The organism is Sulfitobacter sp. OXR-159 (assembly GCF_034377145.1).
GTDB lineage: Bacteria > Pseudomonadota > Alphaproteobacteria > Rhodobacterales > Rhodobacteraceae > Sulfitobacter.
The window spans coordinates 98,644-124,935 of sequence record NZ_CP139711.1; the positions used below are offsets into that span (position 1 = coordinate 98,644).

General features: G+C 58.5%; 19 protein-coding genes and 3 pseudogenes. 6 read left to right on the plus strand and 16 right to left on the minus strand.

Annotation, left to right across the window (positions count from 1 at the left end; translation table 11 throughout):
• Positions 1-2 precede the first annotated feature (2 nt).
• The 5 genes and pseudogenes from tcmP to T8A63_RS21325 all read right to left on the minus strand — a co-directional run bounded on the left by tcmP (position 3) and on the right by T8A63_RS21325 (position 4,578).
• Complete coding sequence (gene tcmP, locus T8A63_RS21305; protein ID WP_322346634.1) at positions 3-1,187, minus strand: three-Cys-motif partner protein TcmP; 1,185 nt, start codon at positions 1,185-1,187, stop codon at positions 3-5.
• Between the two features lie 135 nt (positions 1,188-1,322).
• A complete protein-coding gene (locus T8A63_RS21310; protein ID WP_006473457.1) occupies positions 1,323-2,678 on the minus strand; it encodes an IS1380-like element IS1247 family transposase in 1,356 nt (451 codons plus the stop codon).
• Between the two features lie 152 nt (positions 2,679-2,830).
• Positions 2,831-3,586 carry a DUF5131 family protein gene (locus T8A63_RS21315; RefSeq protein ID WP_111550035.1) on the minus strand — a complete coding sequence of 252 codons (756 nt, stop codon included), beginning with the start codon at positions 3,584-3,586 and terminating at the stop codon, positions 2,831-2,833.
• Between the two features lie 240 nt (positions 3,587-3,826).
• Positions 3,827-3,955: pseudogene (locus tag T8A63_RS21320) on the minus strand (single-stranded DNA-binding protein); the annotation flags it as partial.
• 71 nt (positions 3,956-4,026) lie between these two features.
• The gene (locus T8A63_RS21325; RefSeq protein ID WP_067629846.1) at positions 4,027-4,578 is read right to left on the minus strand and encodes a recombinase family protein; all 552 of its coding nucleotides are present in this window, start codon (positions 4,576-4,578) and stop codon (positions 4,027-4,029) included.
• Positions 4,579-4,702: 124 nt separating this feature from the next.
• On the opposite strand from T8A63_RS21325, the gene T8A63_RS21330 reads away from it, so the two are divergent.
• Positions 4,703-7,603 (plus strand): Tn3 family transposase, encoded by a 2,901-nt coding sequence (locus tag T8A63_RS21330; protein ID WP_067629843.1) that lies wholly within the window; start codon positions 4,703-4,705, stop codon positions 7,601-7,603.
• A gap of 11 nt (positions 7,604-7,614) precedes the next feature.
• On the opposite strand, the pseudogene T8A63_RS21335 reads toward T8A63_RS21330, so the two are convergent.
• A pseudogene (locus tag T8A63_RS21335) lies at positions 7,615-7,920 on the minus strand (single-stranded DNA-binding protein); the annotation flags it as partial.
• Positions 7,921-8,347: 427 nt separating this feature from the next.
• Between T8A63_RS21335 and T8A63_RS21340 the strand changes: the two are divergent.
• The gene (locus T8A63_RS21340) at positions 8,348-8,668 is read left to right on the plus strand and encodes an H-NS family nucleoid-associated regulatory protein (RefSeq protein ID WP_209273916.1); all 321 of its coding nucleotides are present in this window, start codon (positions 8,348-8,350) and stop codon (positions 8,666-8,668) included.
• Positions 8,669-8,883: 215 nt separating this feature from the next.
• Here the strand turns inward: T8A63_RS21340 and T8A63_RS21345 are convergent, their stop codons facing one another.
• The 8 genes from T8A63_RS21345 to T8A63_RS21380 all read right to left on the minus strand — a co-directional run bounded on the left by T8A63_RS21345 (position 8,884) and on the right by T8A63_RS21380 (position 20,745).
• Positions 8,884-12,234 (minus strand): DEAD/DEAH box helicase, encoded by a 3,351-nt coding sequence (locus tag T8A63_RS21345; RefSeq protein ID WP_322346637.1) that lies wholly within the window; start codon positions 12,232-12,234, stop codon positions 8,884-8,886.
• 396 nt (positions 12,235-12,630) lie between these two features.
• Positions 12,631-12,795, minus strand: a complete 165-nt coding sequence (locus T8A63_RS21350; RefSeq protein WP_167384016.1) for a hypothetical protein — start codon at positions 12,793-12,795, stop codon at positions 12,631-12,633.
• 387 nt (positions 12,796-13,182) lie between these two features.
• Complete coding sequence (locus T8A63_RS21355) at positions 13,183-13,656, minus strand: hypothetical protein (RefSeq protein WP_209273914.1); 474 nt, start codon at positions 13,654-13,656, stop codon at positions 13,183-13,185.
• A gap of 100 nt (positions 13,657-13,756) precedes the next feature.
• On the minus strand, positions 13,757-15,940 hold the full coding sequence (locus T8A63_RS21360; RefSeq protein WP_209273913.1) for a ParB/RepB/Spo0J family partition protein: 2,184 nt from the start codon (positions 15,938-15,940) through the stop codon (positions 13,757-13,759).
• 178 nt (positions 15,941-16,118) lie between these two features.
• Positions 16,119-17,168 carry a helix-turn-helix domain-containing protein gene (locus tag T8A63_RS21365; protein ID WP_209273912.1) on the minus strand — a complete coding sequence of 350 codons (1,050 nt, stop codon included), beginning with the start codon at positions 17,166-17,168 and terminating at the stop codon, positions 16,119-16,121.
• Between the two features lie 155 nt (positions 17,169-17,323).
• The gene (gene repB, locus T8A63_RS21370) at positions 17,324-18,394 is read right to left on the minus strand and encodes a plasmid partitioning protein RepB (protein ID WP_209273911.1); all 1,071 of its coding nucleotides are present in this window, start codon (positions 18,392-18,394) and stop codon (positions 17,324-17,326) included.
• On the minus strand, positions 18,394-19,581 hold the full coding sequence (gene repA / locus T8A63_RS21375; RefSeq protein WP_099828095.1) for a plasmid partitioning protein RepA: 1,188 nt from the start codon (positions 19,579-19,581) through the stop codon (positions 18,394-18,396). Before repA ends, repB begins: the two co-directional genes overlap by 1 nt.
• Positions 19,582-19,863: 282 nt before the next feature.
• On the minus strand, positions 19,864-20,745 hold the full coding sequence (locus T8A63_RS21380) for a recombinase family protein (protein WP_209273909.1): 882 nt from the start codon (positions 20,743-20,745) through the stop codon (positions 19,864-19,866).
• A 238-nt stretch (positions 20,746-20,983) separates the two neighbouring features.
• On the opposite strand from T8A63_RS21380, the gene T8A63_RS21385 reads away from it, so the two are divergent.
• The 4 genes from T8A63_RS21385 (at position 20,984) to T8A63_RS21400 (ending at position 25,679) form a co-directional block, all read left to right on the plus strand.
• On the plus strand, positions 20,984-22,219 hold the full coding sequence (locus T8A63_RS21385) for a helix-turn-helix domain-containing protein (RefSeq protein WP_416153267.1): 1,236 nt from the start codon (positions 20,984-20,986) through the stop codon (positions 22,217-22,219).
• Positions 22,220-22,373: 154 nt separating this feature from the next.
• Positions 22,374-24,008 carry a Mu transposase C-terminal domain-containing protein gene (locus T8A63_RS21390; RefSeq protein ID WP_322346645.1) on the plus strand — a complete coding sequence of 545 codons (1,635 nt, stop codon included), beginning with the start codon at positions 22,374-22,376 and terminating at the stop codon, positions 24,006-24,008.
• Positions 23,968-24,891, plus strand: coding sequence for a TniB family NTP-binding protein (locus T8A63_RS21395; RefSeq protein ID WP_322346646.1), 924 nt, complete (start codon positions 23,968-23,970; stop codon positions 24,889-24,891). Before T8A63_RS21390 ends, T8A63_RS21395 begins: the two co-directional genes overlap by 41 nt.
• Positions 24,888-25,679 (plus strand): TniQ family protein, encoded by a 792-nt coding sequence (locus T8A63_RS21400; RefSeq protein ID WP_322346648.1) that lies wholly within the window; start codon positions 24,888-24,890, stop codon positions 25,677-25,679. The genes T8A63_RS21395 and T8A63_RS21400 overlap by 4 nt, the downstream gene beginning before the upstream one ends.
• Positions 25,680-25,741: 62 nt before the next feature.
• Here the strand turns inward: T8A63_RS21400 and T8A63_RS21405 are convergent, their stop codons facing one another.
• Both T8A63_RS21405 and T8A63_RS21410 read right to left on the minus strand, forming a co-directional pair.
• Positions 25,742-26,038, minus strand: coding sequence for a hypothetical protein (locus T8A63_RS21405; RefSeq protein WP_306130377.1), 297 nt, complete (start codon positions 26,036-26,038; stop codon positions 25,742-25,744).
• Positions 26,038-26,244 (minus strand): annotated as a pseudogene (locus tag T8A63_RS21410) (transposase domain-containing protein); the annotation flags it as partial. The gene T8A63_RS21405 and the pseudogene T8A63_RS21410, both read right to left, overlap by 1 nt.
• Between the last annotated feature and the right edge of the window lie 48 nt (positions 26,245-26,292).

Genomic DNA, 26,292 nt, shown 5'->3' on the forward strand with positions numbered 1-26,292 from the left:
TCTCAGACCAAGAAGATTGCGGTATCCGGCTGGGGAACTCGCTTTCTCGGCGGAAGTTCGAAATTGATGACGCCCCGCTCCCGCATATCCAAAAGGACACTGTTCAGATGCTTGCGGCGAATTGGAACTTCCTCCATCGCCTGATTGAACATCGGGCCAGGAAATGCCCGCATTCGGCCTTTCAGGAAACTCACGATTATCTCCTCAGCCCGTTTTCTATTCGCTTTGCACCCGACGCCTTTCTGTTCCTGCTGGATCGCTGCGATGTCGGCAGAAGAGAACAAGCTGACTTGCGGGCTGTCACCTTCGCGGAGGTTGTGACGCATCACTAGTTCCTGCTTCTCGACCTTCTCTTGAACGTCGCGGAATACTTCCAACCCGGACGGGCTCTGCGTACCGAGTATTAGACGCATCTTCACTCGCTCGCGCCTCGGCACCATGATCGAGAAATCGGGTAGATATGATGCCACTTTGTTCGAGCGCATCGCGGCCTTCATCAGGTACAGCATCTTCTGCTCGTTGCTCCAGCCGGCGGGTAGGTGCGCGAACTCATCAGCCCATGCCGCGTCCGCTAGGAACCGCCCGAAGGACGCCTCAACCTCGTGATATTCAGCATGTCGGTTGATGTGGTCCGACATGAAATTCAGCATGAACTCGCCATTCTGTTCACGCAGGAAGCGGAACACCTCTTCGTTACGAATGTTCCATCCGGTCGGGTCAATGAAGGTGAACGTGAAACCGTCAGTCAGTTTGGCGGCGATCGCATTGAGGTTGTCTTCGAATGCACCTTCGAAAACGTGTATCTCGAACCGCCCTTTCGAAGCAGCGTACTCCCGAAGGCGCGCAACCGCTTCTGGACGCTGTTCGCAGAAACAGAAGCGAATTTTCAGTCCACCGACGCCGCGCTTTTCTAGATCAGCGCGAACAGCTTCCAAAGTGTTGATTGCCTGATCGAACGACGCATCTGAATACTTAGCGTCATCAGATATGCGCCAAGGTCCGGCAAAGGCATCTACGAAATTGAACGTAGGAGAATGGCCTTGCAGCGTCTTGTATGCCGCTGCTTGGAGGTATTTCGTCAGGAACTGGTGCTTAATGAATCCTGCATTCCCCAGGTGGCGTGTCGTTTGAGGTGAAGATCGCCTGTATCCGATCGCTAGACAAGGATTTTCTGCCGCAAGCGGCACCTGCGGTCGCGCAGACTGCTGGATCTGGACGGATCAGACCGCGAAGCCGCTGTTTCCTTGCCCAGGGGCGGCGTTTTTCAGCGCAGCGGACAGATCTGTCCAGCCGCTTTCGTTCAGTTTGAGCGTGGATCGCGATCATGCGCATAGCGGTGGCGCTCGCAATCGGCGGATAGCGGCGAGGATGGCGCGTACCATCGTGCCGGTGACAGCGACCTCGGCCAGCTGGAAGGTGATGGTGCGGGCGTGACGGACCACACGTGCCCCGATCTTGATCAGCTTCAGTTGCAGGCTGGTCAACGACCAGTCGGCCATGGCTTCGGGCAGCTCGATGCAGCGCAAGAAGGTGGCCAGGTTGTACGCCAGGGCGTGCAGTTGCAGCCGCACCTCATTGTCGCGGAACTTCCGGCACGACAGCCGCGTCCAGCGAAAGGCGTATTTGCCCTCTTTGATGTGCTGCTCGGCGGTGCCGCGCTGGTTGTAGAACCGCACCACCCAGTCCGGCTCCATCGGCAGGTTGGTGACGATGAAGCCGACACGCGGGAACAGTTCGCCCGGATGCCATTCGATCTTGGCGATCACCCGGCGTTCCTTGTCCCAGGACGCCGCCTGATACTCGAATTCCTCGAAGAACCGCTTGACCTTGGTCAGTGACGGCCGCCCGACAGGGCGCGTTAGCCGATGCGCGATCTTGTCCTTGAGGACCGCGTTTGCGGGCAGCCGGATGGCGTAGAAGAACCGCGCTTCTTCCAATCGCTCATAGATCGCCGGGATCGCGTAGGCAGCATCGGCCCGGAAGAACCTGCCACCAAGGTCGCGCTCCGCGTAGCGCGCAATGACGGGGTCGAGAACATCACGCCAGCCATCGGCGCTGTGGACGTTGCCATGGCGCAGGGCGCAGCGTTCCAGCATCCCGAACTGGTTGAACAGAAAGTTGGGGTGATAGCAGCTACAGTCGAAATGGCCATTCCAGGCGGACCCTTCCTGGTCGCCATGGGTCGGGCTGACCGAGCTGTCCATGTCCAGAACGATGTACTTCAGCCCGTTACGGTCATGGAACCGGTCGATCCATTGCCCGTTCAGGTCGGCCAGCGCGGCACGGTTCCCGGCCAGAGCCAGCGTCTCGGTCTCGAACCGTCCCATCTGCGATGCCGAGGCCGCTTGTGCATCGACCGCTCTGCCGCCGACAACTTGGCGCATGACCGGATCGCAGGCGAGACGGTTGGCGTCGTTGACATCCTCGTATCCGGCCAGCCGCCCAAAGACTGATTGCCGGAACAGGCCGTCGAGCCGATGGACCGTGTTCTTGCCAGAGCGAGTATCGCGCAGCGCCGCTGACGCCAAATCGGACAACCCGAGCGCGTCATCAAGCTCGCGCATCACCAGAAGGCCGCCGTCGGAACTGAGCTGCGTGCCGCGAAATTCCAGCCGCACGCGAGGGTCGAAATCCACCCGATCTGCCCGTTGCAAGCCCGCACCCTCTGGGTGATCCATGAAACGCGCCCCTCGCAGCCTTCAACACCATGTTTTATATAGGAAATATAATGGTCAGGACAGCGAAATCAGCGCCTTACTTGGGAAATGTGGGTGAATGATTGTTCGCGGTCGCGGTAAAGGTCTAAATCTGCTTCCATACGTGTCTCTCGCTATTGCAATTCGGCCATGATCGCCTTCGGCACGATTTGCCACGGGAACCCGTTCCATTCTTCGCCTTCGAGCAGACGACCGCCGGATTTCGGCCGCGCACCGCCCCACTGTTTGAAGAAGAAAGCAACTTCGTATCGCTCACAGGCAACGCGCAATTCGGTCGCCCACGCCGCTTCCATCGGACGAGCGCCGGGCCCACTTTCGCCGCCGACAATCGCCCAAGCAACACTTGTCAGATCGACCTCGCCAATCGGGCCTAGCAGCGGTTCGAATGAGATGAAGCGCGCATCCGAGTTGATCTGCCGAAGGTGTTCAATCCGCCCTTTGTGTGCGGCATCCTCGACGGACACGCCAAGCCAGATATGCGACGGCACTCGCCCACCGTTGTAGCGGCGGCGCACGTAGTTGCGCATCAGTGATGAGCGCTTGGTCAGGACTTGATAGACATGCCAGTCGGCGGCCTCCATCGCATCGAACACGTGGTCGATGAACTCACGCGGAATATCCTTGTGGAACAGGTCGCTCATCGAGTTGACGAAGATCATTCGCGGCTTCTTCCACTGTGCGAGCTGCCCAAGGCGTGACGGCCATAGGCGCAAGTCGAAACCTTGTTCGTATGGATGTCCTTGAATACCGCGCCAGCGTTCAGCGAACCTTTCTGCGTAGCAATGTTCGCAGCCGGGACCGACCTTCGTGCATCCCGTCACAGGATTCCATGTCGCATCCGTCCATTCGATTTCAGATTTCTGTGCCATCCTGCTCCACCTCTTTTTGTGGATAACTCTAATGGCATATACACAGATGAGGAACTCCTAAGTTTGTTGAACATCGATCTACGGAAACCCGCGATGCAAACTTTCAATCTTGGAAATGTTGTAAGTTGCGTCAGCGGCAGGTCGCTAGTGGTCAATTTGTAGAGGCGCCAGACCGGTTTGAGCCAAGATTGGCCAATCCCGGCGGGTTTCCCCGCCGGGCCTAAGGGGAAGACCCCGTTCTCAGAACGGGATCTCGTCGTCGCGGTCGACCAGCTCGGGGTTTTCGTTCTCGGCCGACTTCGGGCGGCTCAGGAAGTCGACCTTCTCGGCGATGATCTCGCAGCCGTAGCGGTCGTTGCCCATGCTGGGGTCGAGTGGGGCTGAGTGCAGAAAACCCCTTTAAGGTTTCTGTTGGGTTGTTTGCGCGTTGAGACTGACGCTCACGGTTCGTTCGCTCCGAGATACCGATAGATTGTCGCTTTTGAGAGGCTGTAGTGTGCCATCAGATCTTTGATCAGCATTCCAGCGGTACGCTTTTTGCGTAGCTCAACGATCTGATCTTCTGAAAGCGCGGGTCGTTTGCCGAACTGTACGCCGCGATCTTTGGCCTTCTTGATCCCATCCATCTGTCGCTCGGCGCGGATTTCGGTTTCGAACTGGCCAATGGCTCCGAGCATGTTGAACAGCAGCCGCCCGGTTGCGTCGGACGTGTCGATATTCTGATCGAGCACGACCAGATCGACACCTTTCTGTTTCAGTGTTTCAGCGATCTGGCAAAGGTGCAGTGTGGATCGCGCCAATCGGTCGATACGTGTGACAATCAGCTGGTCACCGTCGCGGACGTAATTCAGGCATTCTTTCAGCTGAGGGCGGGCGTCCGTCGTACCACTGCGCTTCTCTTCGAAAAGCTTGTCGCAGCCATCCAGCTTTTCGCGCTGCACGTCCAGAGATTGTCCGACTGAGCTGACGCGGGCGTATCCGACTTTGGCCATAGTGTCTCGAATAAATTCAGAGGTCTTGCGACTGTCATATTGAGACATTGAAAAAGACATGGCAAGCGAATGGTCTCAATTTCTACAGTTTTGAAGACCCTCTCCGTATAGAAAGACGACCCTCATGGCACACCGAGCGGTTCTGACCGCGCGACAGCGCGCGGCCCTTTTCCACCTTCCAACGGATGAGGCGTTGATCCTTCGGCATTACGCCCTGTCCGATGAAGACATCGATTTTATCCGCACCCGCCGCCGCCCTGAGAACCTGATCGGATTTGCGCTGCAGCTTTGTGCCCTTCGATATCCGGGACGGCTGCTGAGGCCCGGAGAGATCATCCCCAAAGAAATGTCTGACTTCATCGCCGCCCAGCTCGGCGTCAAACCCGATGACCTTCTACATTATGCCGAGCGAGAGAACACACGGCACGAGCACCTGGAAGTACTGCGCAAGATTTATAGGTACGAGATGTTCAAGGGCAAGCGGGTCAAACAGATGCGTGCGTGGCTTGATCAGAATGCCGAAGGTGCGCAATCGAGCGAAGGTCTGGTGAGGGCCTTTGTGCAAGAATGTCGTGGGCGGCATATCATCCTGCCGGGAACGACTGTCATGGAACGGATGTGCGCCGACGCGCTTGTTGCTGCCGAACGCCGGATCGAAACTCGGATAACGGCGCGCCTTGACCGCGCGATGCGCGCTCGTCTCGATGGCTTATTGAATGAGGAAGAGGAGGGCCAAACCACCACGTTCGTGTGGTTGCGCCAGTTTGAGCCAGGCAAGAACTCCGCAGATATCAACCGCCTGCTTGATCGGCTGGAGTTTCTGAAGGCGATTGCCTTGGCACCAGAAATTATGGACGACATCCCAGCACATCGGGTCACGCGGCTGCGCCGTCAGGGAGAACGCTACTTTGCGAAAGGACTACGTGACATCACCAGTGACCGCCGCCTTGCCATCCTGGCCGTCTGCGTCGTGGAATGGAGCGCTGCCATCGCAGATACCGTTGTGGAAACACATGACAGGATTGTAGGCAGCGTCTGGCGGGATGCGAAACGGATCTGCGACGCGCGGGTCACGGAAGCTCAGGCGGACGTCGCAAAGACCCTGGCTGGATTTGAGACCCTGGGATCAAACCTATTGATGGCCAAAGGCGACGATGCCGCCCTCGCCAATGCCGTCGATAGTTCTTGCGGCTGGAGCGGCCTTGAAAGTCTGGTCGCGCAAGCAACACAGCTTCAGGCAACGGTGAAAGCAGATACTCTGGCCCATGTGTCCAAGGGCTTCCACCGGTTCAAACGCTATGCTCGGCGCATGTTGAATGCTCTGGATATGACATGCGCCAGTGTGGCCCAGCCATTGATCACGGCAGCGCAGATTATCCGTGACAAACAGGATATCCCGGCCACATCGCTGACCTTTTTACAACCACGTTCGAAATGGCGACCGCAATTCCGCGCGCCCGATATTGATCAAGAGCGGCTGTGGGTTGTCGCCGTCCTGTGCCACCTGCGCGATGCGTTCCGTTCTGGCGATATCTGGCTTCCGCATTCGCGGCGTCATGCCGACATGAAGCAAGCCCTTGTGTCCATCGATGCCGCCCGCGCCATGGGGCTTTCAATGCCACTGGAACCAGAGATCTGGATGGCTGATCGAAAGCGCCGCTTGGAAGAGGGGCTGAAACGGCTGGCCAAGGCGGTGCGCTCCAAAACCTTGCCGAGTGGAGTCATTGAAGACGGCGTTTTGCGCGTGAGCCGTCTTGACGCCGATGTGCCGGAGGAGGCCGGTGATCTCGTCCTCGATCTTTACCGTCGTCTGCCGGAGACGCGGATCACCGATATTCTCACAGAGGTCGACAAAGACACCGGCTTCACCGAAGCCTTCACGCATCTGCACACCGGTGCCCCATGCCGTGACAAGATTGGCTTGCTGAACGTGCTCCTGGCGGAGGGTCTCAATCTAGGCCTGAGCAAAATGGCAAATGCCACCAACACTCATGACTTCATACAGCTTTCCCGTTTGTCACGGTGGCATGTCGAAAGCGAGGGAATGGCCCGCGCCCTGGCCATGGTGATTGATGCGCAGACCCACCTGCCAATGACCAAATTCTGGGGTGTAGGGAAAACGGCTTCCAGTGATGGGCAGTTTTTCCCAACGACGCGGCAGGGCGAGGCAATGAACCTCATCAACGCAAAATACGGCAACGAGCCGGGCATAAAGGCCTACACCCACGTCTCTGACCAGTATGCGCCATTCGCCACTCAGGTCATTCCCGCCACGGTGAGCGAGGCACCTTATATCCTCGACGGCTTGCTGATGAACGAGGCGGGACGGAAGATAAAAGAGCAGTATGCCGACACCGGCGGCTTCACCGATCTCGTCTTCGCCGCCACGTCCCTGCTCGGGTACCACTTCCATCCCCGCATTCGCGACCTGTCCTCCAAGAGGTTGCATGTGTTTGACCTCCGCGCTGTTCCCAAAGAGCTGAAAGGGTTAACCGGGGACAAAATTCGGGAAGCGAAGATCGTCGAAAACTGGCCGGATGTTTTGCGCTGTATCGCAACAATGCTGTCGGGCCGGATGCAGCCAAGTCACCTCCTCAAGAAATTGGCCGCGCGCCCGAGGCAACATGATCTGGCGTTGGCCTTGCGGGAGATCGGCCGGGTCGAACGCACATTGTTCATCATCGAATGGCTGCTCGACACCGACATGCAGCGCCGCGCCCATATCGGCTTGAACAAGGGAGAGGCACATCACGCCCTGAAAGGTGCTCTTCGGATCGGGCGTCAGGGAGAAATCCGCGACCGTACCACGGAAGGACAACACTTCCGCATCGCTGGCCTCAATCTGCTGACCGCCATCATCATTTATTGGAATTCCAAACAGCTCGGAAACGCTGTGGCAAGGCGACAGCGGGCAGGATTGGATTGCCCACCCGAACTCCTCGCCCACATATCGCCGCTTGGGTGGGCCCATATCATCCTAACAGGCGAATATCGTTGGCGGAAAATAGAAGCGCAAAATCCTTAAAGGGGTTTTCTGCACTCAGCCCCACTCGACCCCATGCTGTCGATCCACTTGGTGTAGTGGATGCGGCCGTGGACGAGGACCTTCATGCCCTTTTCGCAATGCTCTGCGACCGTCTTGCCGAGACCGTTGAAGCAGGTGATGCGGTGCCATTCAGTGTCCATGACCCGGTAGCCGTTCTCGTCGCGCAGGACGCGACCTTCCGAGAGGCGGGGGCGCGAGGTGGCGAGGCTGAAGTTGGTGATGTTGGTGCCGCCCTGGGTGGTGCGGGTTTCGGGTTTCTGACCGATGTTGCCGGCGAGGATGACGATGTTCTGCATGATTAGCTCCTGTGTTTCCTGTCTTCGGGACCGTCCCTTCGACAAGACCCGGAAAAAGCCCGTCGGGCGACGCGTGCACGGTGGACAGCATGGACACCGGAAACCCCCAAAGGACCGGGGTGGAGCGGGCAGGACGCAATAGCGGCCAACTCGGCCCGGTCTGACGCGGGGTTGCGCGCGAGAGCCCGAACGGGATTAGGGGATTGTCAGTCGAAGGGATGGCCCGGGAGACAGAGATGCGCGGGGAGCCCATGCCAGAACCCGTCACCCGGCCAATCGAGACCGCCTGACCCCAAGTTCAGCACCTGCCTGGCGGCAAAACGACGGTCACCAGCCTTTGCCACCCATGCCCCAGCCTTCCGGGAGTTGCGGCGCCCTGCATCGACGGGCTATCGATACCGGGACATTCAGGACACGGACCGCACAAATGGCTGATTGCGATCTCGAGCCACTGTCGCTCGGCGAGCTGAAGAAAATGCAGAAGGACGTCGCCAAGGCGATTGCCACATTCGAGGATCGGCAGAAGGCGGAAGCCCGCGCCAAGGTAGAAGCTGTCGCCCGGGATCTGGGCTATTCACTGGCCGAACTCGTCGGGACAGATAGCAAGACCAAGCGCGCTCCAGTCGCACCAAAATACCAGCACCCTGAGAACCCGGCCGTCACCTGGTCTGGTCGCGGGCGTAAACCGCAGTGGTTCGTAGACGCGCTGGCTGCTGGCACAACGGCTGGTGATCTGGAAATTCGCTGAAAGATTACCAACCCTGTGGCTAAAGAGTCCGAGGCGGATCGGTGCCCGACCCAGTCATTCGGGCCTGGCGCCGCGTATGATAGGTGCGGCTTCACTTTGGCCGCCAATGTCGTGCCGCGGCCCACATCGAAAAACCTTCAGAGTTGCCGATATTTGCTGCAAACCGTCTCAATGCCGGCTCATAAAAATATCCAACACTTGTTTCGCTGAGTCACCTAATTGGAACAATAGAACTTCAGCCGCGTGTTTGCTCTGGCACAGGCCGTCTGCATGGCATCCCAATGAATCAGGAACTGCCGCAGGCGGTTCGGCCAACGCTCTTGGTTCAGGCCCTCCACAAGCGCTTGCCTGCGCGCCATCTTCGCTCCGACAATCCAGATTTCACGATCAAAGGACGGATTTCGACACGACGCGTGGAGCAGATCGTTGAGTTGAGCAGATGTGAGACCGTTAGGATTCCGAAAGATGCGGCTACGACCATGTAGCCTGACTTGATTAGCCTGTACGTCGGTTTCCCATCGATCGGGCGTCCAGACCGTGGATGGCTGTCCGCGCGAGATAAACCCGAGGCTTGCGAGTGCTTGCCGACCGACATCCTGTAGTCCGCCGACATGATATCCGGTGCCGCCCCGCCCCACATCGCCGACCTTTGCGTGAACAAACACGATCTTCCTGTTATCAGGATCAAAACCTATGAAGTCCGCGGCTTCACGGCTATCGTCATCACACAACCAGACCGGTATGGCTTCAATTTCGGCGGTAAGTTTGTCATCCGCGATCCCGTTGGCAGCGCGCTGGCCTTCGCATGTTACCGAAAAAAGCCCGAAAATGGATTGCCTGTACCAATGTGCACGATTTGCGGCGTATTGATCGTCGCCCTTCTCGGTCAGGACATCATCGAGCGTGGGCGATGCGTGGATATATTCGAGAACCGGTTTGACGCCACCGTCCTGAACCCACTGCATCTTCGGTTCGTAGAAATTGCCCTCCGAATACACGACGCTGTCACGCTGTGTGAGAATTCGGAAGGCCTGCCCTTTGTTAAGCCGCTGTATGAGCGTCAAGGCCTGACGCCTATCCTCTCCTTCCTGCGCTGGAGCAAGCTCATCCAGCCTTGGGCTGGTAACCCTGTATTTGCGGGTTTCCGAAACGAACTCGACGCTACACGGCACATCCTCGTCGCCGATCTGGATCGTGAATCCGCCTGTTGCGCCATCCACCTCGGCACATAGATCAAAGTAATCGATGTCCTCAAGGAGAACCCAGGCCGCACCACCGGCCTCGTCGTCGCGCATGTCGTCAAGCGATGGGTCAAGCAGGATCGAAACCGGCTGGGCTTCTTGGTCATCGATATCTTCGACCAAGGCAGCATATCGATTAAAGACATGGCTTCGTTCCCGATCGGCATCCGCCAGCTCGGCGGCAATTTCTGTAGTCCATGTAACATAGTCTGCAACCGAAACATGGCGCTCCGAAGCATCGCGCAGGCGCGAGCGATTAAAGCCAACATACCGGGCGGTCCCGTTTACAAAACCGGCGGCAGTTGCAGGAACGAGCGAAGGATCAAGCAAATCGGTAAAAGCATCTGCAAAAGAACGAGTCCGCAGAGCCATTGCCCGGATCGCATGTTGGGACATGTCGAGAGAGGAGAAGGACATGCGGGAAAGTCGGGACGGATTGTCGTCACTCTCGGGGAAGGCCTTTTCCATGACCGACCTGCCCGCTCGTTTGAGGCTTAGGCCGTCCATATCCACCACAAGGCCTTCTGTATCGTGCATGAAAACGAGTTCACCCTGTTGGACAGCAAGGAAAACCCCAAGCTTCCATTCAGAAAAGAACCGGTCGATCAGGTACGGCGAGTTTCGCCACGCATAGTAGGAAAAACCGATCGAACCATTCGGCATGCCTTCAATCGGCGTAATCTTAAACCGGTCCTTGTCCATGATTGCTTCTTCGATCACCGTGGCGAACACACGGATGTCGGGAAGCGGTGCGGCAGTTCTCAGAACAGCGGCGGTTCGGGGAAGCTGGATGTCGCCTGCGGCGAGTGGCTGTTCGAACTCGAAGCGCCCCCGAAATTCACCGCCAATATATTGATACTCGGCCATGTATTCGAGCAGGCGGTCCGGAAGCGTAACCTCGTTCGTGACGATATGCGCGGTGTTCCGCGCCGCATAATCCTCGTAGCCTTGGTATCTCTCCCAAGTAGTCCGAATACGCTCGGCATTGGCAGGAGTGGAAAGAATCCAACCTGCCTGGGGTATACCATCCTCACCCCGCGAATATCTGGTCGCACGTCCAATCTGCTGCACGAGTTGTCGTGCATTGCCCATGAGATCGAAGATGGCGACGGCAACGAATGACGGATCGTCAATCCCCTCCATGAGCTTGTTCTGGTGAATCCAGAACTTCGCGTCAGGGCGGGACCGAAGAGCGGACGCGACGCTGGTGAACATGTCCCGGTTCTGCTGCGTCTTCTTCGCGCGGTCATGGATCACGACAGCTTGCGTTTCGAAGACGCGGTTAATCTCGGTCTGTAAGAGCGTGAGGGTCTCAAGGTCATCACCGCGCACCATGACTTTTGGCGTTACGCCGTTCAAAAACCAGCGTTCGGCCTCCCGCAGGCGCTCGAGCAATTCCTTCTGCAGAATGCCGACAAACTGTGGGATTGCAGCTTCCCGCACAACTGGTCCGACGTCGCCTTCTGGCACGATGATATCGGCGGGACGGATAATACGCCCGTCAACTGCCTGCCTGTAAGGGAAGTTGAAGAGATAACGTCCGCGCACACGAAACGACTTGTAGTCGTTCCTGTAAGGCGTTGCGCTCAATAGAAGAGTCGGCAGATTGAATTCTCGAACGCCGCGTGACCACGAGATAGCAGGCTCGTAATGACCTTCATCGACGATCACGAGATCAAACTCGTCCCGGATATGCGCTAAAAGAGCTGCTGCAACTGCCGAACCGCCATCATCAGGATCTTGTGCCGTCTTGCGGATGTCGCCGAGCGCCTGATGCGTGCCGACGAGAATGGCGCGATCAGTGGCCTGATCGCCCAGATGCTGCACCACCATGCCGACATTCTTGGGCAAGAATTGTTCGACATACACGTTGTCAAGCGTGGTGCCGAACACGTCGGCCTCCGCGGTGAAGAGCGCCGAGCCGTTTGCCTCATACCCAAGGTGAGACCAGAAACGGTAACGGATGTCCGCCAGGAGTTGCTCAGTCAGCGCAGTGCGTGGCGTCAATACGAGAACACGGCGGACCTCCGGCAGACACCGCGCAAGGATCGCAATGATGCCAGACTTGCCTGTGCCGGTGGGTAGCTTTAGGAGCGCAGCTTCTGTGTGCTCGGGCCGCTCCGGTATCTGCTTGTCCCCGTGCAGATAGGCAACGACCGTGGCGATAGCTGCTTGCTGGTGCCCCCAGAGGTGTGGCGCATCGTCGACACCCTCCCAGAAGTTGTAGCTTCGAAGGTGCCGGAGGGTCCGCGAATAGGCTCTGTTATCGATTCCCTGTCCCGTAATCGACGTCCGCTCATCCGAAATTAGTTCTTTTAGATTCACTTTTTGTTTTCCTTGGCCGGATGGCAGTACGTCGATCGGCTTGCATACTTCGCCTTATAGTTGAAGCGTAACCACTTATTTTTTTGGCGGAAAGAGCTCTTACGAATATTCTAAGTCATTCAACTATCAAAGCATATGACATTGCAAAGGCCGCTTCGAACGCTGCATGCAGCACCGAAAGATAGAATTAATGTTCGGTCCGGCCCGGACATGTCGATATTCTTGGCGTTGTGGCAGTCGCGTTGCAACTGGCACCTCTACAGCTTCAGGCCATCTGGCGCTGCGCCATCGGCGGTCCACTGTTCCGAATATTTCACCGGCACCGTGCGAGAGCGCAACGACGCAGCAGAAGACGCTTCTGCGCCTCCGCGTGAGCCTGCCGGGGTAACCGTGGGCCTAAGCCCACGGATCGACCTCAGCGATCACCTGAACCTCGTCGCCGTCGATTTCATCGGCGGGGACGGCGCCGAAGGTTCCATCCCCTGCCTGGAAGACGACGATCGAGACCATGAGCGTGGCGGCGAGGGAGGCTGCGAAGGCGTGTGCATCTTTGCGGGACATCTGTTTGGCTCCTGTCTTGGAGGCGGGGGACCATCCCCCGCGCGACAGGACTCCGCAGGCCCGAAGACTGGCTGACATCACCGGGTGCGTTCGGCTCGTCCGAATCCGCCCGGCGGCACGGGCTTGCCCGTAGTCCGACCCCTCGCGGGTTGATCTCGAAGACAGAATTCGGGGCAAGGAAGGGAGTGGCGAGCGGGGAATGGTGCCCCAACGTCAGGAGCCGGTTGTCCCGCCGATGCTTCGAACGCCGCCGTCCTCCCGGGCAGGCTCTTGGTTGAAGACGTCCTTCCTTGGGGATGGTTCCTTTGGCGCCCCGCGAACTCAAAGGACAAGGTTGTGATGGATGAGAGGCCCGCGCTTGGGCGGGCCCCTCGGTTTCAGTTGGGCTCAGGCGGCCAGGTCCGCGCCCCCTGCCCTTTCGCCCTGTTCATCGCCGACGATTTCAAGCCGCGCGTTGCGGTATCCTTCCTTGGCGATCCAAAGCTCGGCCGCAGTGACGGACTCCGCCAGATGCAGCAGCTCCGTGTTGCCGCCGAAGTCGAGAAGCACGCGCACCTGCCCGGGCTTCGGTTCTTCGGCCACCTCGAAGACGAGGGCGCTGTCAGCAGAATGGCTACGCATGATGGTGACGAGGATCACCCCGTCCGAGGAGAAGTTGCCCTCATGCAGCGTGAACGACGCGGGAGCTGTCCAGGTCGGGTAAGGCCGGGGTGGTTCCTTTTTCACAAGGCGGCCGACACCGTTCGAACGCTCCCAGGCCGCCAGCTTCTTGGTGAAGCGTGCCGGTGGCTTGGGGCTGCCGTCGGTGTAGCGAATGAGAGCCCCGAGGGGGGCTGTGTCGATGATGGTTGTTGCAGACATGATTCCTCATTCCGAATGCGAGTAATCGCACTCATCTTATTGATATTGTTATGTTATAGGGTGATTGGGGGCGGAATGCCCGCCCCCCTGCTGGAACACGTTACTCTGCGGCCAGCATCGACGCGCCTTCAGCAGGCAGGTCATCCGTCAGGAATGCAGGAAGGTCAGCCTCACTGACGCTGTCGGCCACTTCGGCATCGACATCCGCCCCCTGCCCTTCGGCATGGCCCTCACCGTCCAGCGCCACGAGATCGTTCCGGCGCAGGACCTCGGGCAACCAGCCGCTGCCCTTCAGCAAGCGCTCGGCCTCACTGGCCATCTCGCCTTTCTTCAGGTGATCGAGGAGTTGGGCAGTCCCCTCCCCTTTCGCCTCGCGCACGGCCTCGAGGATGCGGGCCTTGGGCACGCGGTTGAGATAGGTGTCCACCGTCGGCTCCCATCCCGCCTCCACCATATCGAGACCTGTCGCGCGCGCCACGAGATCGGCATGCGCCATACGACGGGTCAGTCCGCCTGCGGAGATGCCTGCCCCGTATGGGTTCACCTTCTCATGCAGCGCATTGACGCCGAAGCTGAGGCAATGCGCCAGCAAGGCCAGCCGACTGCCCTGGTCGAGGACCGTCAGATAGTCCCAGAGTGCTGCATCATCGCCAAGCGGCAGATCGGCTTCCCATTCCGCGTGACGCTCGTCGACCAGCTTTGCCACCACGCTGTCCTTCAGATCGGGCGCCTGCGCCGACATATAGACCTGACGCACGGATGCCTCGAGACAGCTGCCCGAAGCAGAGGAGGTGCGGAAGGTGTCCGTCACCAGCTTCAGCAGCAGCAGCGTCAGCGCGACATCCGGCGAGCGCCCGATCGCTTCACGCAGCGCCAGCGTCCGGTGGGCCGTCAACTCCATGACCAACCGCTCGGGCAGTGGCTTCAATGCCCCGTCGTCCTCATCCTCCGGCAAGTCTGCTCCGATCAGCTGGCCACCCGACGTGATGACGGTTCCGCCATGAACGGCACTGCCATGGCCATCGGTGAGATCACGATCAGCCCCCTGCCCCGCCAGCGCAGGATCAGCACCATCCTGGACCGCGGTCTCGTCAACGGGCTCATCCTGTGGACGCACATAGCCGCGATAGACTGCCAGAGCGCCGTAGCGGTCGAGCGTGACGAACGCCCCTGCCCGCCCGATCTCCTCCGCGTCGAAGATCAACGGCCGGGTCTCGATCTTTTCCATCTCCGTTTCCAACACGCCAAGCCGCGCGTCGATCTCTTCAGGGATATCATCCCGACCTGCGTATTCTTCTTCCAGCGCCCGGTACTCGGCGAGAAGCTTGGCATGGGCCGCGCCTTCGTCATCCGTCATCGGTGCCGGATCGCCGGACAGGGACCGCAGGCCGTGGCTGTAGCCGTAGGGCAGGTCGAGTGCGACCTCGATCCACTTCCAGCCCTCAACTGCAACCGTCTCTGCCTCGGCCTGGAGTTTTTCCGTCACCAGCCGATCAAGCAGGGCAGGGTCTTCGAGCCAACCTCCATCATCGCCTTGGAACAGGTCATGCAGCATCCTGCCGCCCGCCGCTTCGTAGGCATCAACACCCACAAAGACCGCACGCCGGTCGGACGCCCGAACCGAGGTCTCGGTCAGCATGCGCCGGATTTGGAATGGCTCCTTGTTCCAGGATGAATGGATCACATCCCAGACCTGAACCTGACGCGCGTGATCGGGGTTCACGGTGAAGGCCATAAGCTGCTCCAGCGTCATGCCATCCTCGGCGTAGATCTCAAGCAGGGTAGGGGCGACGGAAGCGAGTTTCAGGCGCTGCTTCACGATCTGCGGCGTCACGAAGAAGGCGGCAGCAATCTCTGCGTCGCTCTGACCCTTGTCCCGCAGCGCCACAAACGCGCGGAACTGATCGAGCGGGTGCAGGGCGACGCGCTGCATGTTTTCTGCAAGGGAATCGTCCTCGGCCAGGATGTCGGACGCAGCATCGCGCACGATGCAAGGAATGGGCGTCGTCTTCGCCAACCGCTTTTGCTTCACCAGCAAGGACAATGCCTGGAACCGGCGGCCCCCGGCCGGTATCTCGAACTTGCCGGTCTCGGTACCATCGTTAGCCAAGACGGGCCGCACGCTCAGGCTCTGCAAGAGGCCGCGGCGGCCAATGTCTTCGGCCAGTTCCTCGACGGACACGCCAGCCTTGATGCGCCGCACATTGGACTGGCTCAGCACCAGCTTGTCGAAAGGGATATCCCGTGAAGGGGACAGGGTGATTTTCTGGACAGCTTTCGTCATCAGATCTTCTCCACGACGGGCGCCGGAAGCCACTCTCCCGATCTCACTTCCCGTCACCCTCAAACCAACACTCCTTTCCCTCTCGATGACCTTATGGTTGGAACTATCCGGGAAAATTTGCCGGAGGATCGAAGACTACGCTCAATTACAAACTGGTTGAGTGAGCGTGATAAGACCATCACGTCCCTTGCCTCATCATAGCGTCGAGGTAGGCGTTGTTGTTTTTCACCTGTCCTGTGCTGGCTCTCAAAATTAATTCGTCGAGTGCAATAAGGAGCTGCCCTGGACCTCGTTCTCTAAGGTGTTTCATGATCCTGCATTGTTCTATTCTTAGCAATTTTCCGACATCGGCCAATATTTCGAGAACTGATTGATGATCTCTCGGTTCATGCGGGAAGAAGTCCGATACGTTCTTCAGGTCCGTCCAAGCCATAATTGTTGGATCTCGGCGTTCCTGGAAACCAGAGGTGCTGTGCGCATCTGCTCTATCTTTTTTTATATTCAATCTTGTGGGTTCTACGTGCCGGACATTTTGTCCGTCGTCGCCGGACATTTGGTCGGGCATTGTTTCCTGAGCGTCATGGTTTCCGGCCGGAAACTCTCTGATCGTCGCTCCGGCCAACTCTGCCAGCCTCTTGATAAGCTCTATGATTTCGTCGGCTTTGAGAGTTGCACGGCGTAGGATGTTTCGTACGTTCTGGAGAAATGAGACAGTCTCAACATCCTTTGCTTGGCGCAAAGCCTCGACACGAAGAGCCAGTGCCTCCGCCTTGAGTGACCGCAGCTTTTCCTGATCGCCCACAAGCTGTTCTGCGTGTTCGGTGAGCTCTCTTTCCCGATCATACATTGGCTGCAGATCGAAGCCAAAGGCATCTCTGATCAATCCACCGTAGCGAAGAGGGAACCGTTTGCGGGTTGCGCTATCCCTGCGCTGGATCAGCCCGGCATCCACGAGGTGTCCGATACAACGTCGAATCGTTCTCTCGTTCAGGCCGTTCGTTCTCTTAGACAATGATGCGTTTGAGGGAAAGACGATAGTCATTGGAGCTGTTTGTCCGGCCTTCTTCGGCATGAAGCTGATCAAGGCCTGCAGTGTTACTAGGTCATTTGGTGTCAGACCGAGTTCTTTGCGAAGCGCTCGGATCGGCTCGATGACCCTGTACGGGTTCGTACCGGGTACAGAAGATCGTTCCGCCAAGGCGGGTGTGTGAGAAAATACCTGTCTCATGATGATGTCGGCTGAAAAAGCTTCCCCGTTCACCGCGAACGGTGTTGAAAACGATTCGGCTTCGGGGTATCAATCAGGTGTCTAAGCTAATCGAGGCCCTTCGGAAGCACTGCTTTCGGGGGGTCTTTCCTTTTCTGGCCTGTCCTCCTTTCTGCTCAGTTTTCGTTATCGTCTATGTCAGGACCATCAAGATCCTGATCCCTGCCGGAGACTGGGTTACCTATGGGTTCCATTTTCTCTGGGGTAATGATCTGCCCTGGACCAGCGGCCTTCGCGTTCGCCAACGCGAGAAGAGCGGCCTCTGGATTCTCAGAGATCCACTTATGAAGCCCGTCATCTCCGTTCTTGACGGTGATGATCACGTTTCTTTTGGTGACCTTCACCATCCCGAGCTTTGTCTTGATTGCCGATGGGGCAGGGGGCTTGTGCTGTTTCAGGAGCCCTTCGAAGATCGCAAAGCGTTCGTCGGAGGTCTTGCCTGAACCTCTGGATTCCATGAGAGCATCATGGAATTCTCGGTTTCCGGCCGGAAACCCTTCATCTCCAGAGAAGCCAAGGCTCTCATAAGACTTTGCGGCAGCATACCAACGATCCCGTCCAACCCCGGGTGCCGCCCCGATCTCTTGGATGAGTTCAGTCGGAATACAGGAAGTGACTTGTTTCATGCGAGCAAGTCCCGTGAGCTTGTCACCGGCTTTCCTGGCTTTCTGATCGATGTTGAGGGCGTCACAGATCAGTCCCTCATCCTTGCCGGACTCTATGAGAGAACGTGCAAACAGGGCTTTCTCGATCCAGCTGAGGTCTTTTCGGAAGCTGTTCTCTTGGCCTTGTGCAAGAATCGCTTGATCCTCATCCAAGCCTCTGATGAGAGCCTTTGCGGGCTTGCCAATAAGTCGAAGGGCCGCTAATCGCCTGCGCCCATAGATGATCCTGTACCGCCCCCCTTCGGGGCTCAGAAGTATCGGGATAAGCTGTCCCTGCTTGTCAATGCTTTCAGCCAGTTCCCTGATGTCATCTTCGTCATCCAGGGCCAGACGATCTTGGAACTCGGAATCATCAATAAGGTCGGTACTGATTTCTTGAATTGAAGATTGTGCCGCATCCTGAAGAGAACGGGCCATTCCCGAAAGGGCAGGGGCTCGTGACTGGGTTCGAGTCGGAGAAATCGACGAGCTCTGCTGCTTTTCTTCATCCTCGGGAATGTCGAATGTGACTTTGCGGGCCATTACTTACGCCCCCATGCCGTTTTGATGAGCCCTTCGACCTCCGCCACAACCCCGTTGATGGACTCGATAGCCCGATCGTACGTCTGGCGATGAAAATCCGTTCTGGCGATCTCGAACAGTGTCTGTTGCGTGAGCCCAGCGTCAGAGACTGCGGAGGATTTCAGGAAAGGCTGAGTAAGAACGTCATCCGTGAACATGGTCCGCAGGAATGCCGCCATCTGGGTTTGGGGGCCGTCATTGGGCTCGAAACGAGTGATTAGAAATCTCATGAAGTCCCAGTCGGGCGATGCGCCCACATCAGCAATTGTTGCCATGAGGCTGGATGTGAGCTGCAGGAATTGGGCCATCGAGGCGACGTCAAGCATGCTTGGAATGACAGTGACGACTAGGGATGTCGATGCTACCAAAGCCGATAGTGTGGTAAACCCGAGTTGCGGTGGGCAGTCGATGACGACAATGTCGTAGTCTGTCTCGACTTCATTAATGCAAAGGGCAAGCCGCTGATAGAACGGCGGCCTGATATTGTTTCGAAGGGCGTGTGCGGTTTCGGTCTCGAACTCAGAGAGCAGCAAGCCGGCCGCGGCTAGATCGAGGTTGTGGAAATACGTTTTGCGCACAACGTCTCTAAAGGGGATAGGGTCCTCGTACCGAAGGGCATCGTACACCGTTCCGGCCTCAGGGAAGTCGATTTCCGGCCGGAAACCGAACATGGTGGTCATTGAGGCTTGTGGGTCGAGATCAATTGCCAGAACCCGATAACCATCAAGGGCAAGCTTTTGGGCCAGATGGATCGCTGTTGTCGTCTTCCCTGCGCCCCCTTTGAAGTTGGCGATCGAAATGATCTGGATATGCTCCCCATCCCGACGACGAGGAACGATATGCTGGAACTTGGTGCTTGACCGGGCTATTTCGTGGCGCGCTATATCGATTTGCTCTGCAGTGTAGAACCTGCGGCCGCGGGCGTCTGTCTCGATTTCACCGAGATCGAGCTTGTCCTCGAAAAACATCTTCCGCAAAAAATCTTGGCTTACACCGAGGATCTGGGCAACTTCCGTGGATGAGAAGCGTCTGAGAGCCTTTCGTTCATCAGGTAGAAACGACTTGCGCATATTCACATCAAGCGATTTGCTTAGACGTGTCGCCATCGTCTGGATCTTTTGATCCATTCTGATCCGCTGCTCGTTCATGCCCGTCCCGCCGCCCGTCTTCCGGGTCTATCTTGAGAAGGAACGCAAAACCGCCGGAAACTGATGGTTAGCGTTCTTCCGCAAAAATGTCAGGAAAGCGTTTGACAGGCAAGGATTTTTTCAGAAGGTGGGCCGGTATCCGGTGAAATCATTTATTTACAATGACTTATCTTATTTCGCGGATCCAGCGCGTCAAGTGCTTGTGTCGCTGCCATCACTTAAACGCAAGATGTACCCGATTCACATAGGCGGTTTTGCTTCCAAAGAACGAATCTGAGTCTCTTAAATCATTCCCAGTCTCTCAGCCCGTTCCAGCAGCATCTTCACCGAAGACGGCCGCCATCTTGTTCGGCCACGAGGCGTGCGTTCGCGCATAGATTCCAGCCGTTCACAGATCGCTTGAAGCGTGATGTCGGGATCTGCGCCCTTGATGCCAGCAATAATTGCGGGCAGGCGGTCGTCGGTTTCGCGGCGCCCGGCGCGGGCCAGCACCTCGGCAGGCAGGAAGCCGTCGCGGACATAGGCCTTCACAGCGCGCAGCAGGCGGCTTTGGGTCCAGCGACGCGCCTCGGGCAAGGGGCCGTTGACGATGCGCACCACGTCTTCCCAGGCCAAGTCGGGGCGTAACCGGCGCACATGGGGCACCCAATCTTGTGCCGTCTCGTTCAGACGCTCCATGTAGCCGTCCTGTCGCGCCAGCCATACTTTGCGAAGAGCAGCAGGGTCTTTGGCCCGCAGTCCAGGGTTCCCGCCGACCCGGCCCTTGGTACGGGCGCTCGCCAGCCCCGCCTTGGTACGTTCCCGGATCAGCGCCCGCTCGAACTCGGCCGCGGCGCCCAGAACCTGCAGCGTGAACTTGCCTTGCGGGGATCCGGTGTCGATCGGGTCCTGAATGGAACGAAAGAACGCCCCTTTGGCCTCCAGCCGCTCGATCACCTCCAGCAGATGCGACAGGGATCGCGCGAGGCGGTCAATCCGCACGACCACCAGCGTGTCGCCCTTGCCGATGCGCTCCAACACCCGCGCCAGCACCGGCCGCGCGCGATTGCCGCCTGAGGCCTGTTCTTCATGGATCTCGGCGCAACCCGCAGATTTCAGGGCCTGCGTCTGGGGCAGGGGGGTCTGATCTTCGGTCGAGACGCGGGCATAACCGATCAGGGGCATCAAAACAGTCTTTTTGCAGTTTCGTATACTATTACTAAACGACCGTTTGTAAACGCGCGCAAGGGGCGTTTCCCACGTCGCGCTGAGTTCGGGAAGCCTTGTATCTATAGGCTGAAGCCCGCGAGAGGCGCTCCAGCGTTCTTGAGGAGACAGGGGCCTCGGGCGCCTCTATAGTAGAGAAAAACGCAGCCCTTCAAACTCCATCGTCAAGCGCGCAAAAAAGCCTTATAATGCGCGCATGAGCCGATTTCTCCCGACAAACATGGACTATGACGAGATGCCTCTCGAAGACTTGGAGGCGTCCGAGGGCAAGGATGACGCCGACCTCTGGTTCCTGCCCGGGCCGATCGAGGACGAACCGGATTACCTGCCTCCCGGACCTACGCCTGAGGCGAAGGAATCCGATGTCGTTGATGCCTGGCGCGCGGCCGAGGCCGGGCAGGCGGCGCAGCTTGCTCGCGTCTCGGCCCGGTTGGGTATCCTCGATGAACGCCTGCGTCGGGGCCCGGCAGGCTGGCGGCAGCGGCTCGCCCTGATCGAGGCATCGGATCTCAGCTGGATCACGCAAGACCGGATCGGCCTCGACCGGCTTTCCCTTTACATGGCGCTGCGGGTTTCGACCGCAACGGATGATGCGCAGGCCTTGTACCGGATCGGCTGGACCGTGCGTCGGCTGACCGGTGGACCCGCGCCGCTGATGCGTCGGTCGGGTGTCGGCGATCTCGAGACCTTCCTTGATCGGCGCGACCGCCCGGGGCATGGGGAGCGGTTCGAAGATACCAATGCTCCCTCGCGCGTGGTCGAGATGGCAGAGCGTGAAGCCTTCGAGGACCGGGCTGCCGGATGGCTTGCGATGATGAATCAGGCCGAAAACCTCCACCCCGTGACGCGGGCCTGCATGGGCTTTCATCTCTGGCATGTCGCGGAGCTCTCGCCGATCGACGATCCGCTCGAGGCCGCGGTGACGGCGTCGCGTGTTGCGATCACCGAACTCGCACCGTCAGGGAGCATGCCCGGCGCGATCTTCGCACCGATCGCCATGGGCGGGGGAGGGGGCTTTCGCGCGATCGGGGACCCGCCCGCCCGGTTGGCGCGCTGGCTGAACGCGATGGAGAGCGCGACATTCGCAGCCCTGCGCAGGCTCGAGGAGATCGAGGCTTGGGCGGCTGCCGCAGAGCGCGCGATGGCTCCCCTCTCGGGCAAGACGCCGCCGATGCTGCGGAACCTCTTCGCAAGCTGGCCGCTGGTCTCAGTACAGATGGCCGAGAAACTGACAGGTACGCATCGGGCAACGGTTCAGCGCAACATCGACTGGATGGACGAGCAGGGCCTCATCCGGGAAGTCACGGGGCAGGGACGATACCGAATGTGGCGGATCGTTGAGCCGCGCTCAACAGAGGCAAATTCGATGCCCGAAAGGCATGATGAGCTGCTGGCTGAAGATTTCTTCGATGTGCTGGTCGCGCGCCAGTGATCTCCGGATGTCGCGTAGCCCTTAATTGTGAGATGGGAAATCCAACGAAATCAACGGCTTAGCTTTGCCCTTAAATATGAGATTTTGCCTTTAATTCTGATATTTTTGCCCTTAAACCTGAGACAGGGTTCACAGACATTTGCGGCAAATATCGATGAATGATGATGGCGAAGACTCCGTTGCCGTTGGTGCTGAAGAGGCGCGCAGGGCCGCGGTGCTGCGCCCTCTTGTTCAGGCATATCTCAATGGGACTGGCAGCCTGGAACGTGGCATCAATGACGCCGTTTGGGAGCTTGGTGTCAGCAGGGCGACGGTCTGGCGTTGGATAAAACGGTTGGCGGAAGAGGGTGGGCGCACCAGCGCTCTGGCTCCGCGGAAACGGGGCCGCCCGACCGGGACGATGTTAATATCCAGCAAAGTCGAAGCGGTAATCGAGGAGCACCTTCGCCGCTATTTCTTGCGCCGGGAGCGTTCGAGCTTGTCGCGCGTCGTGACAGAAATCCGCAGCGCTTGCTGGCAGGAGGGCTTGCAACCGCCGACACGGCGAACGGTTCAGCGTCGTCTGGATGCGATGGATGCCCGCGAAGTTGCGAAGGCACGAGAGGGCGCAAAGGCGGCCCGCCAGAAATTTGCGCCGGTCACAGGTGAGAACAAGGCCAGTATGCCACTGGAGATCGTCCAAATTGATCATACACCGGCGGACATCATTCTTGTCGACGGCTTGGAACGCAAACCAATTGGGCGGCCTTGGGTCACGCTGGCGATCGACGTCGCAACGCGGATGGTGACCGGATATTACACCTCTCTCGAGGCACCTTCGCGTCTGTCAGTGGCGCTTTGCCTGACACAGGCGGTGGCCCTCAAGGAGGAACTTCTTGCGGAATTGGCGTGCGATGTTCCTTGGCCGGCACAGGGCAAACCGCACAGCATCCACGTCGATAACGGTCGCGATTTCCGGTCGCGCGCCTTTCGGTCGGCCTGTGCGGATTGGGGGATCGATCTGGTCTATCGACCGCCAGCAAGTCCTCACTTCGGTGGTCACATCGAACGGTTGATCGGCACCATGATGGGGGCCGTTCACCTGTTGCCGGGAACAACGCAATCCTCGATCGCGGCAAAGGGCGACTATGACGCCGAAAGCAAGGCCACGATGACGTTGAGCGAATTCGATCGCTGGTTTGCTCTGGAAATCTGCCGTTACAACAACAGCATTCATTCAAGTCTTGGCTGCACGCCCGTTGCCAAATGGGAGGCGCTCTCAGAGCAAATGACAGGCGACATCCCCTTCGAGATGGAAGCCTTTCAGGTGAGCTTCCTGCCGAGTGAACTGCGCAAGATCAGGCGTGACGGCATCCATCTGTTCCAGATAAGGTACTGGTCCGATGCCCTTGCAGGCCACATTGGGCGCGGGGATGGAAAGGTGGTCGTTCGCTACGATCCTCGCGATATCTCAATGATCTGGGTCGAACTGGACGATGGCCGGTATGTTGAGGCGCGGTACAGAAACCTGGAAATTCCGCCCGTCTCGCTCTGGGAATATCGCGAAGCGATGAGGAAGGCCCGTGCCCTTGGCAAGTCCGGGTCTAATGAGCTGGTGCTGGCTGAGCTGATCCGACAGCAACGCCAGATCGAAGCTGAAAGCCGGGGCCTGACGAAGGCCGAACGCAGAACCCGTGAAAGAAAAGGGACATTGAAGGGCACGAACTCGGCCGTCTCGACAACCGAAGGGCTGCGCCCGATCGATACGGGTGATACATCGCGCCCATTGTTCAAGGTGGAGAGATGGTGAATTGAGGGCAGGGACAACTGAAGAAGACGGCCGGATCGCCCTCATTCAATCGGATATCTGGATCGGCTTTCCTCGGGCGGAACAGGTGTTGGACCGCTTGCAGGGCATGATCGAAGCGCCACGACAAACCCGTATGCCTGGGCTTCTTGTGCATGGCGCCTCCGGGATCGGAAAGACGATGATTGCCCGAAACCTGTCGCGCAAGTACGCACCAGAATACGATCCGGCGTCGGGCATCACCCGCACACCGCTTCTGCTGTTGCAAGCGCCGCCCGCACCTGATGAACGGCGGTTTTACCTGCACATCCTGGCCGCCGTCGGCGCCCCGGCGACGGCTCTTAGCGCCCGCGCTCAAAATGTGGCTTCCCTCGAAGTCCGTGTCATCGCGCTCTTACGCGACCTTGGCCTGCGGATGATCATGATCGACGAGGTCCACAATCTCTTGGCCGGGACCCACCGCGAACAGCGCCGATTTCTCAATGTCCTGCGGTATCTCAGCAATGAACTCGAGGTGTCACTGGTCTGCCTTGGGGTCAGCGAGGCCGTCGATGCCATCCGTGGTGATATCCAGCTTGCCCGACGGCTGGACGAACATCATCTGCCAAACTGGCGCGACGATGCCGAGTTCTCGGACATGATCCAGACCCTTATTGCTGCCATGCCACTGGAAAAGAAGTCCAACCTGAAGGTCAAGTCACTCAAGCAGATACTTGCACTGACCGGTGGGGTGACCTCGCGCATTTTCGCCCTGATCAAGGATCTTTCCATCGACGCCATTGTAACAGGTGATGAATGCATCACCGATGACGCAATCGCAAAATGGACGCCGGTTTGGTCGCGCCATGCGAACCCCCATCGGCGGCTCGAGAAGTCCCGGGTGTGAAGCCGCACCCGCTGCCCAAGACTGTCGCGCCGCTGCCAGACGAGTTGTTGTCAGGTTGGTTGTCTCGGCTGGCGGCGGCCAACTACTGTGATGATGCGGAACTACTGGCTCATCTCAGAATCGATACCGCGCATGGCATCGCCTTGAACTTCAACGTCGACGCGGCTGCGGCGGCGAAGATTGCCAACGCCGCACGGGTTGACCCAGATGTTGTGCGATCTTTGACCTTTCCAGCAATGACGACACGAGAAGCCTCGCTGACGGCCCAGATGCCATTCCAGCATTGCCTGCAATGCTCCAGAGAGGGCCTTTCGCTTAAGCATTGGAGGCGAGCCTGGGCATTCGACTGTCAGGTTTGCGGGACGAGACTTGTGCCGACGCTCGGCAAGCCCAGTGGCGAACAGATGCCCGAAAAGCTGATAAATCGTGCGCGCAACGGCGCCGCGCGGCTTGAATACGCCGCGCGATTACGCAGCTCCAAGCAACTTCGGCGCGCAATGCGCGCAGTCACCTTTGCCATGTCACTCAAAACCTTCCGCGGGGATCCGTCGTTCGCTGTCCAGAACCCCAGATCGGAAGTTAGGCTGTTCTGCCTCGCCGCAATCGCCGCCGCTCGATCTCATCCCTTGGCTAAGGCAGCCATCGTCAGCAAAAGCATCGACGACTATGCAAGGGTTGCTCTCTTGCGCGCCTTCGAGAAGGAGCCTCGATTGCTTGCCGCGGTTGATCACATCGCGCAAAGGTGCGCGAGAAACAGGGGCCCCATGACAGCCGTATCTCACAATTAAGGGCAAAAATTGTCGCCAAACGCGTCGCGTCTCAGATTAAAGGGCAACGCGACACCCGGTTTCTACCGCAGCGGTTGGTCCTTGACGCGGGCGATGATGTCGGGCTCGCCGACAAAGTCCTCGAGGAAGCTGTGCCATGCCTCGACCGAGACTCTCGCAGACAGGAGCATGTCGCGGATTTCGTCGATTACGTCATCCGTGAGGGCCGTGATGTAGTCTTCGCGGCCGATGTGGACGCTGTCGATGTTGACATAGGAGAGATTGTCGTCGTTGCTGACGATGGCCTCCAGAAGCTCCATATCCTCGCCCAGCAGGGTGGCAACATGGCCGACCGAGCAGACATATGTCGTGGCTGCCATCAGGCGACCTCGCTGCGGGGGTGGACTGCAGCCTTCCAGTTCCACGGCAGCAGTTCGTCGAGCCTATTGATCTTGTGATCGTGGATGCGGTCGAGCACGTCCGCCAGATAGGCCTGCGGGTAGAGTCCGTTCATCTTGGCGGTTTCGATCAGCGTCATGGCGCGGGCCAGGGTTTCACCGCCGGTGTCGGCGCCGGCGAAGAGCCAGATGAGATGACCGTTTTCCGTGACTGCAGTGCATAATCGTGCGGCGAG

Excerpts from the sequence above, each read along its gene's own strand:
- T8A63_RS21310 (WP_006473457.1), bottom strand. The coding sequence starts at position 2,678 with ATGGATCACCCAGAGGGTGCGGGCTTGCAACGGGCAGATCGGGTGGAT.
- T8A63_RS21315 (WP_111550035.1), bottom strand. The coding sequence starts at position 3,586 with ATGGCACAGAAATCTGAAATCGAATGGACGGATGCGACATGGAATCCT.
- T8A63_RS21325 (WP_067629846.1), bottom strand. The coding sequence starts at position 4,578 with ATGGCCAAAGTCGGATACGCCCGCGTCAGCTCAGTCGGACAATCTCTG.
- T8A63_RS21330 (WP_067629843.1), top strand. The coding sequence starts at position 4,703 with ATGGCACACCGAGCGGTTCTGACCGCGCGACAGCGCGCGGCCCTTTTC.
- T8A63_RS21340 (WP_209273916.1), top strand. The coding sequence starts at position 8,348 with ATGGCTGATTGCGATCTCGAGCCACTGTCGCTCGGCGAGCTGAAGAAA.
- T8A63_RS21350 (WP_167384016.1), bottom strand. The coding sequence starts at position 12,795 with ATGTCCCGCAAAGATGCACACGCCTTCGCAGCCTCCCTCGCCGCCACG.
- T8A63_RS21355 (WP_209273914.1), bottom strand. The coding sequence starts at position 13,656 with ATGTCTGCAACAACCATCATCGACACAGCCCCCCTCGGGGCTCTCATT.
- T8A63_RS21360 (WP_209273913.1), bottom strand. The coding sequence starts at position 15,940 with ATGACGAAAGCTGTCCAGAAAATCACCCTGTCCCCTTCACGGGATATC.
- T8A63_RS21365 (WP_209273912.1), bottom strand. The coding sequence starts at position 17,168 with ATGAGACAGGTATTTTCTCACACACCCGCCTTGGCGGAACGATCTTCT.
- repB (WP_209273911.1), bottom strand. The coding sequence starts at position 18,394 with ATGGCCCGCAAAGTCACATTCGACATTCCCGAGGATGAAGAAAAGCAG.
- repA (WP_099828095.1), bottom strand. The coding sequence starts at position 19,581 with ATGAACGAGCAGCGGATCAGAATGGATCAAAAGATCCAGACGATGGCG.
- T8A63_RS21380 (WP_209273909.1), bottom strand. The coding sequence starts at position 20,745 with ATGCCCCTGATCGGTTATGCCCGCGTCTCGACCGAAGATCAGACCCCC.
- T8A63_RS21385 (WP_416153267.1), top strand. The coding sequence starts at position 20,984 with ATGAGCCGATTTCTCCCGACAAACATGGACTATGACGAGATGCCTCTC.
- T8A63_RS21390 (WP_322346645.1), top strand. The coding sequence starts at position 22,374 with ATGAATGATGATGGCGAAGACTCCGTTGCCGTTGGTGCTGAAGAGGCG.
- T8A63_RS21405 (WP_306130377.1), bottom strand. The coding sequence starts at position 26,038 with ATGGCAGCCACGACATATGTCTGCTCGGTCGGCCATGTTGCCACCCTG.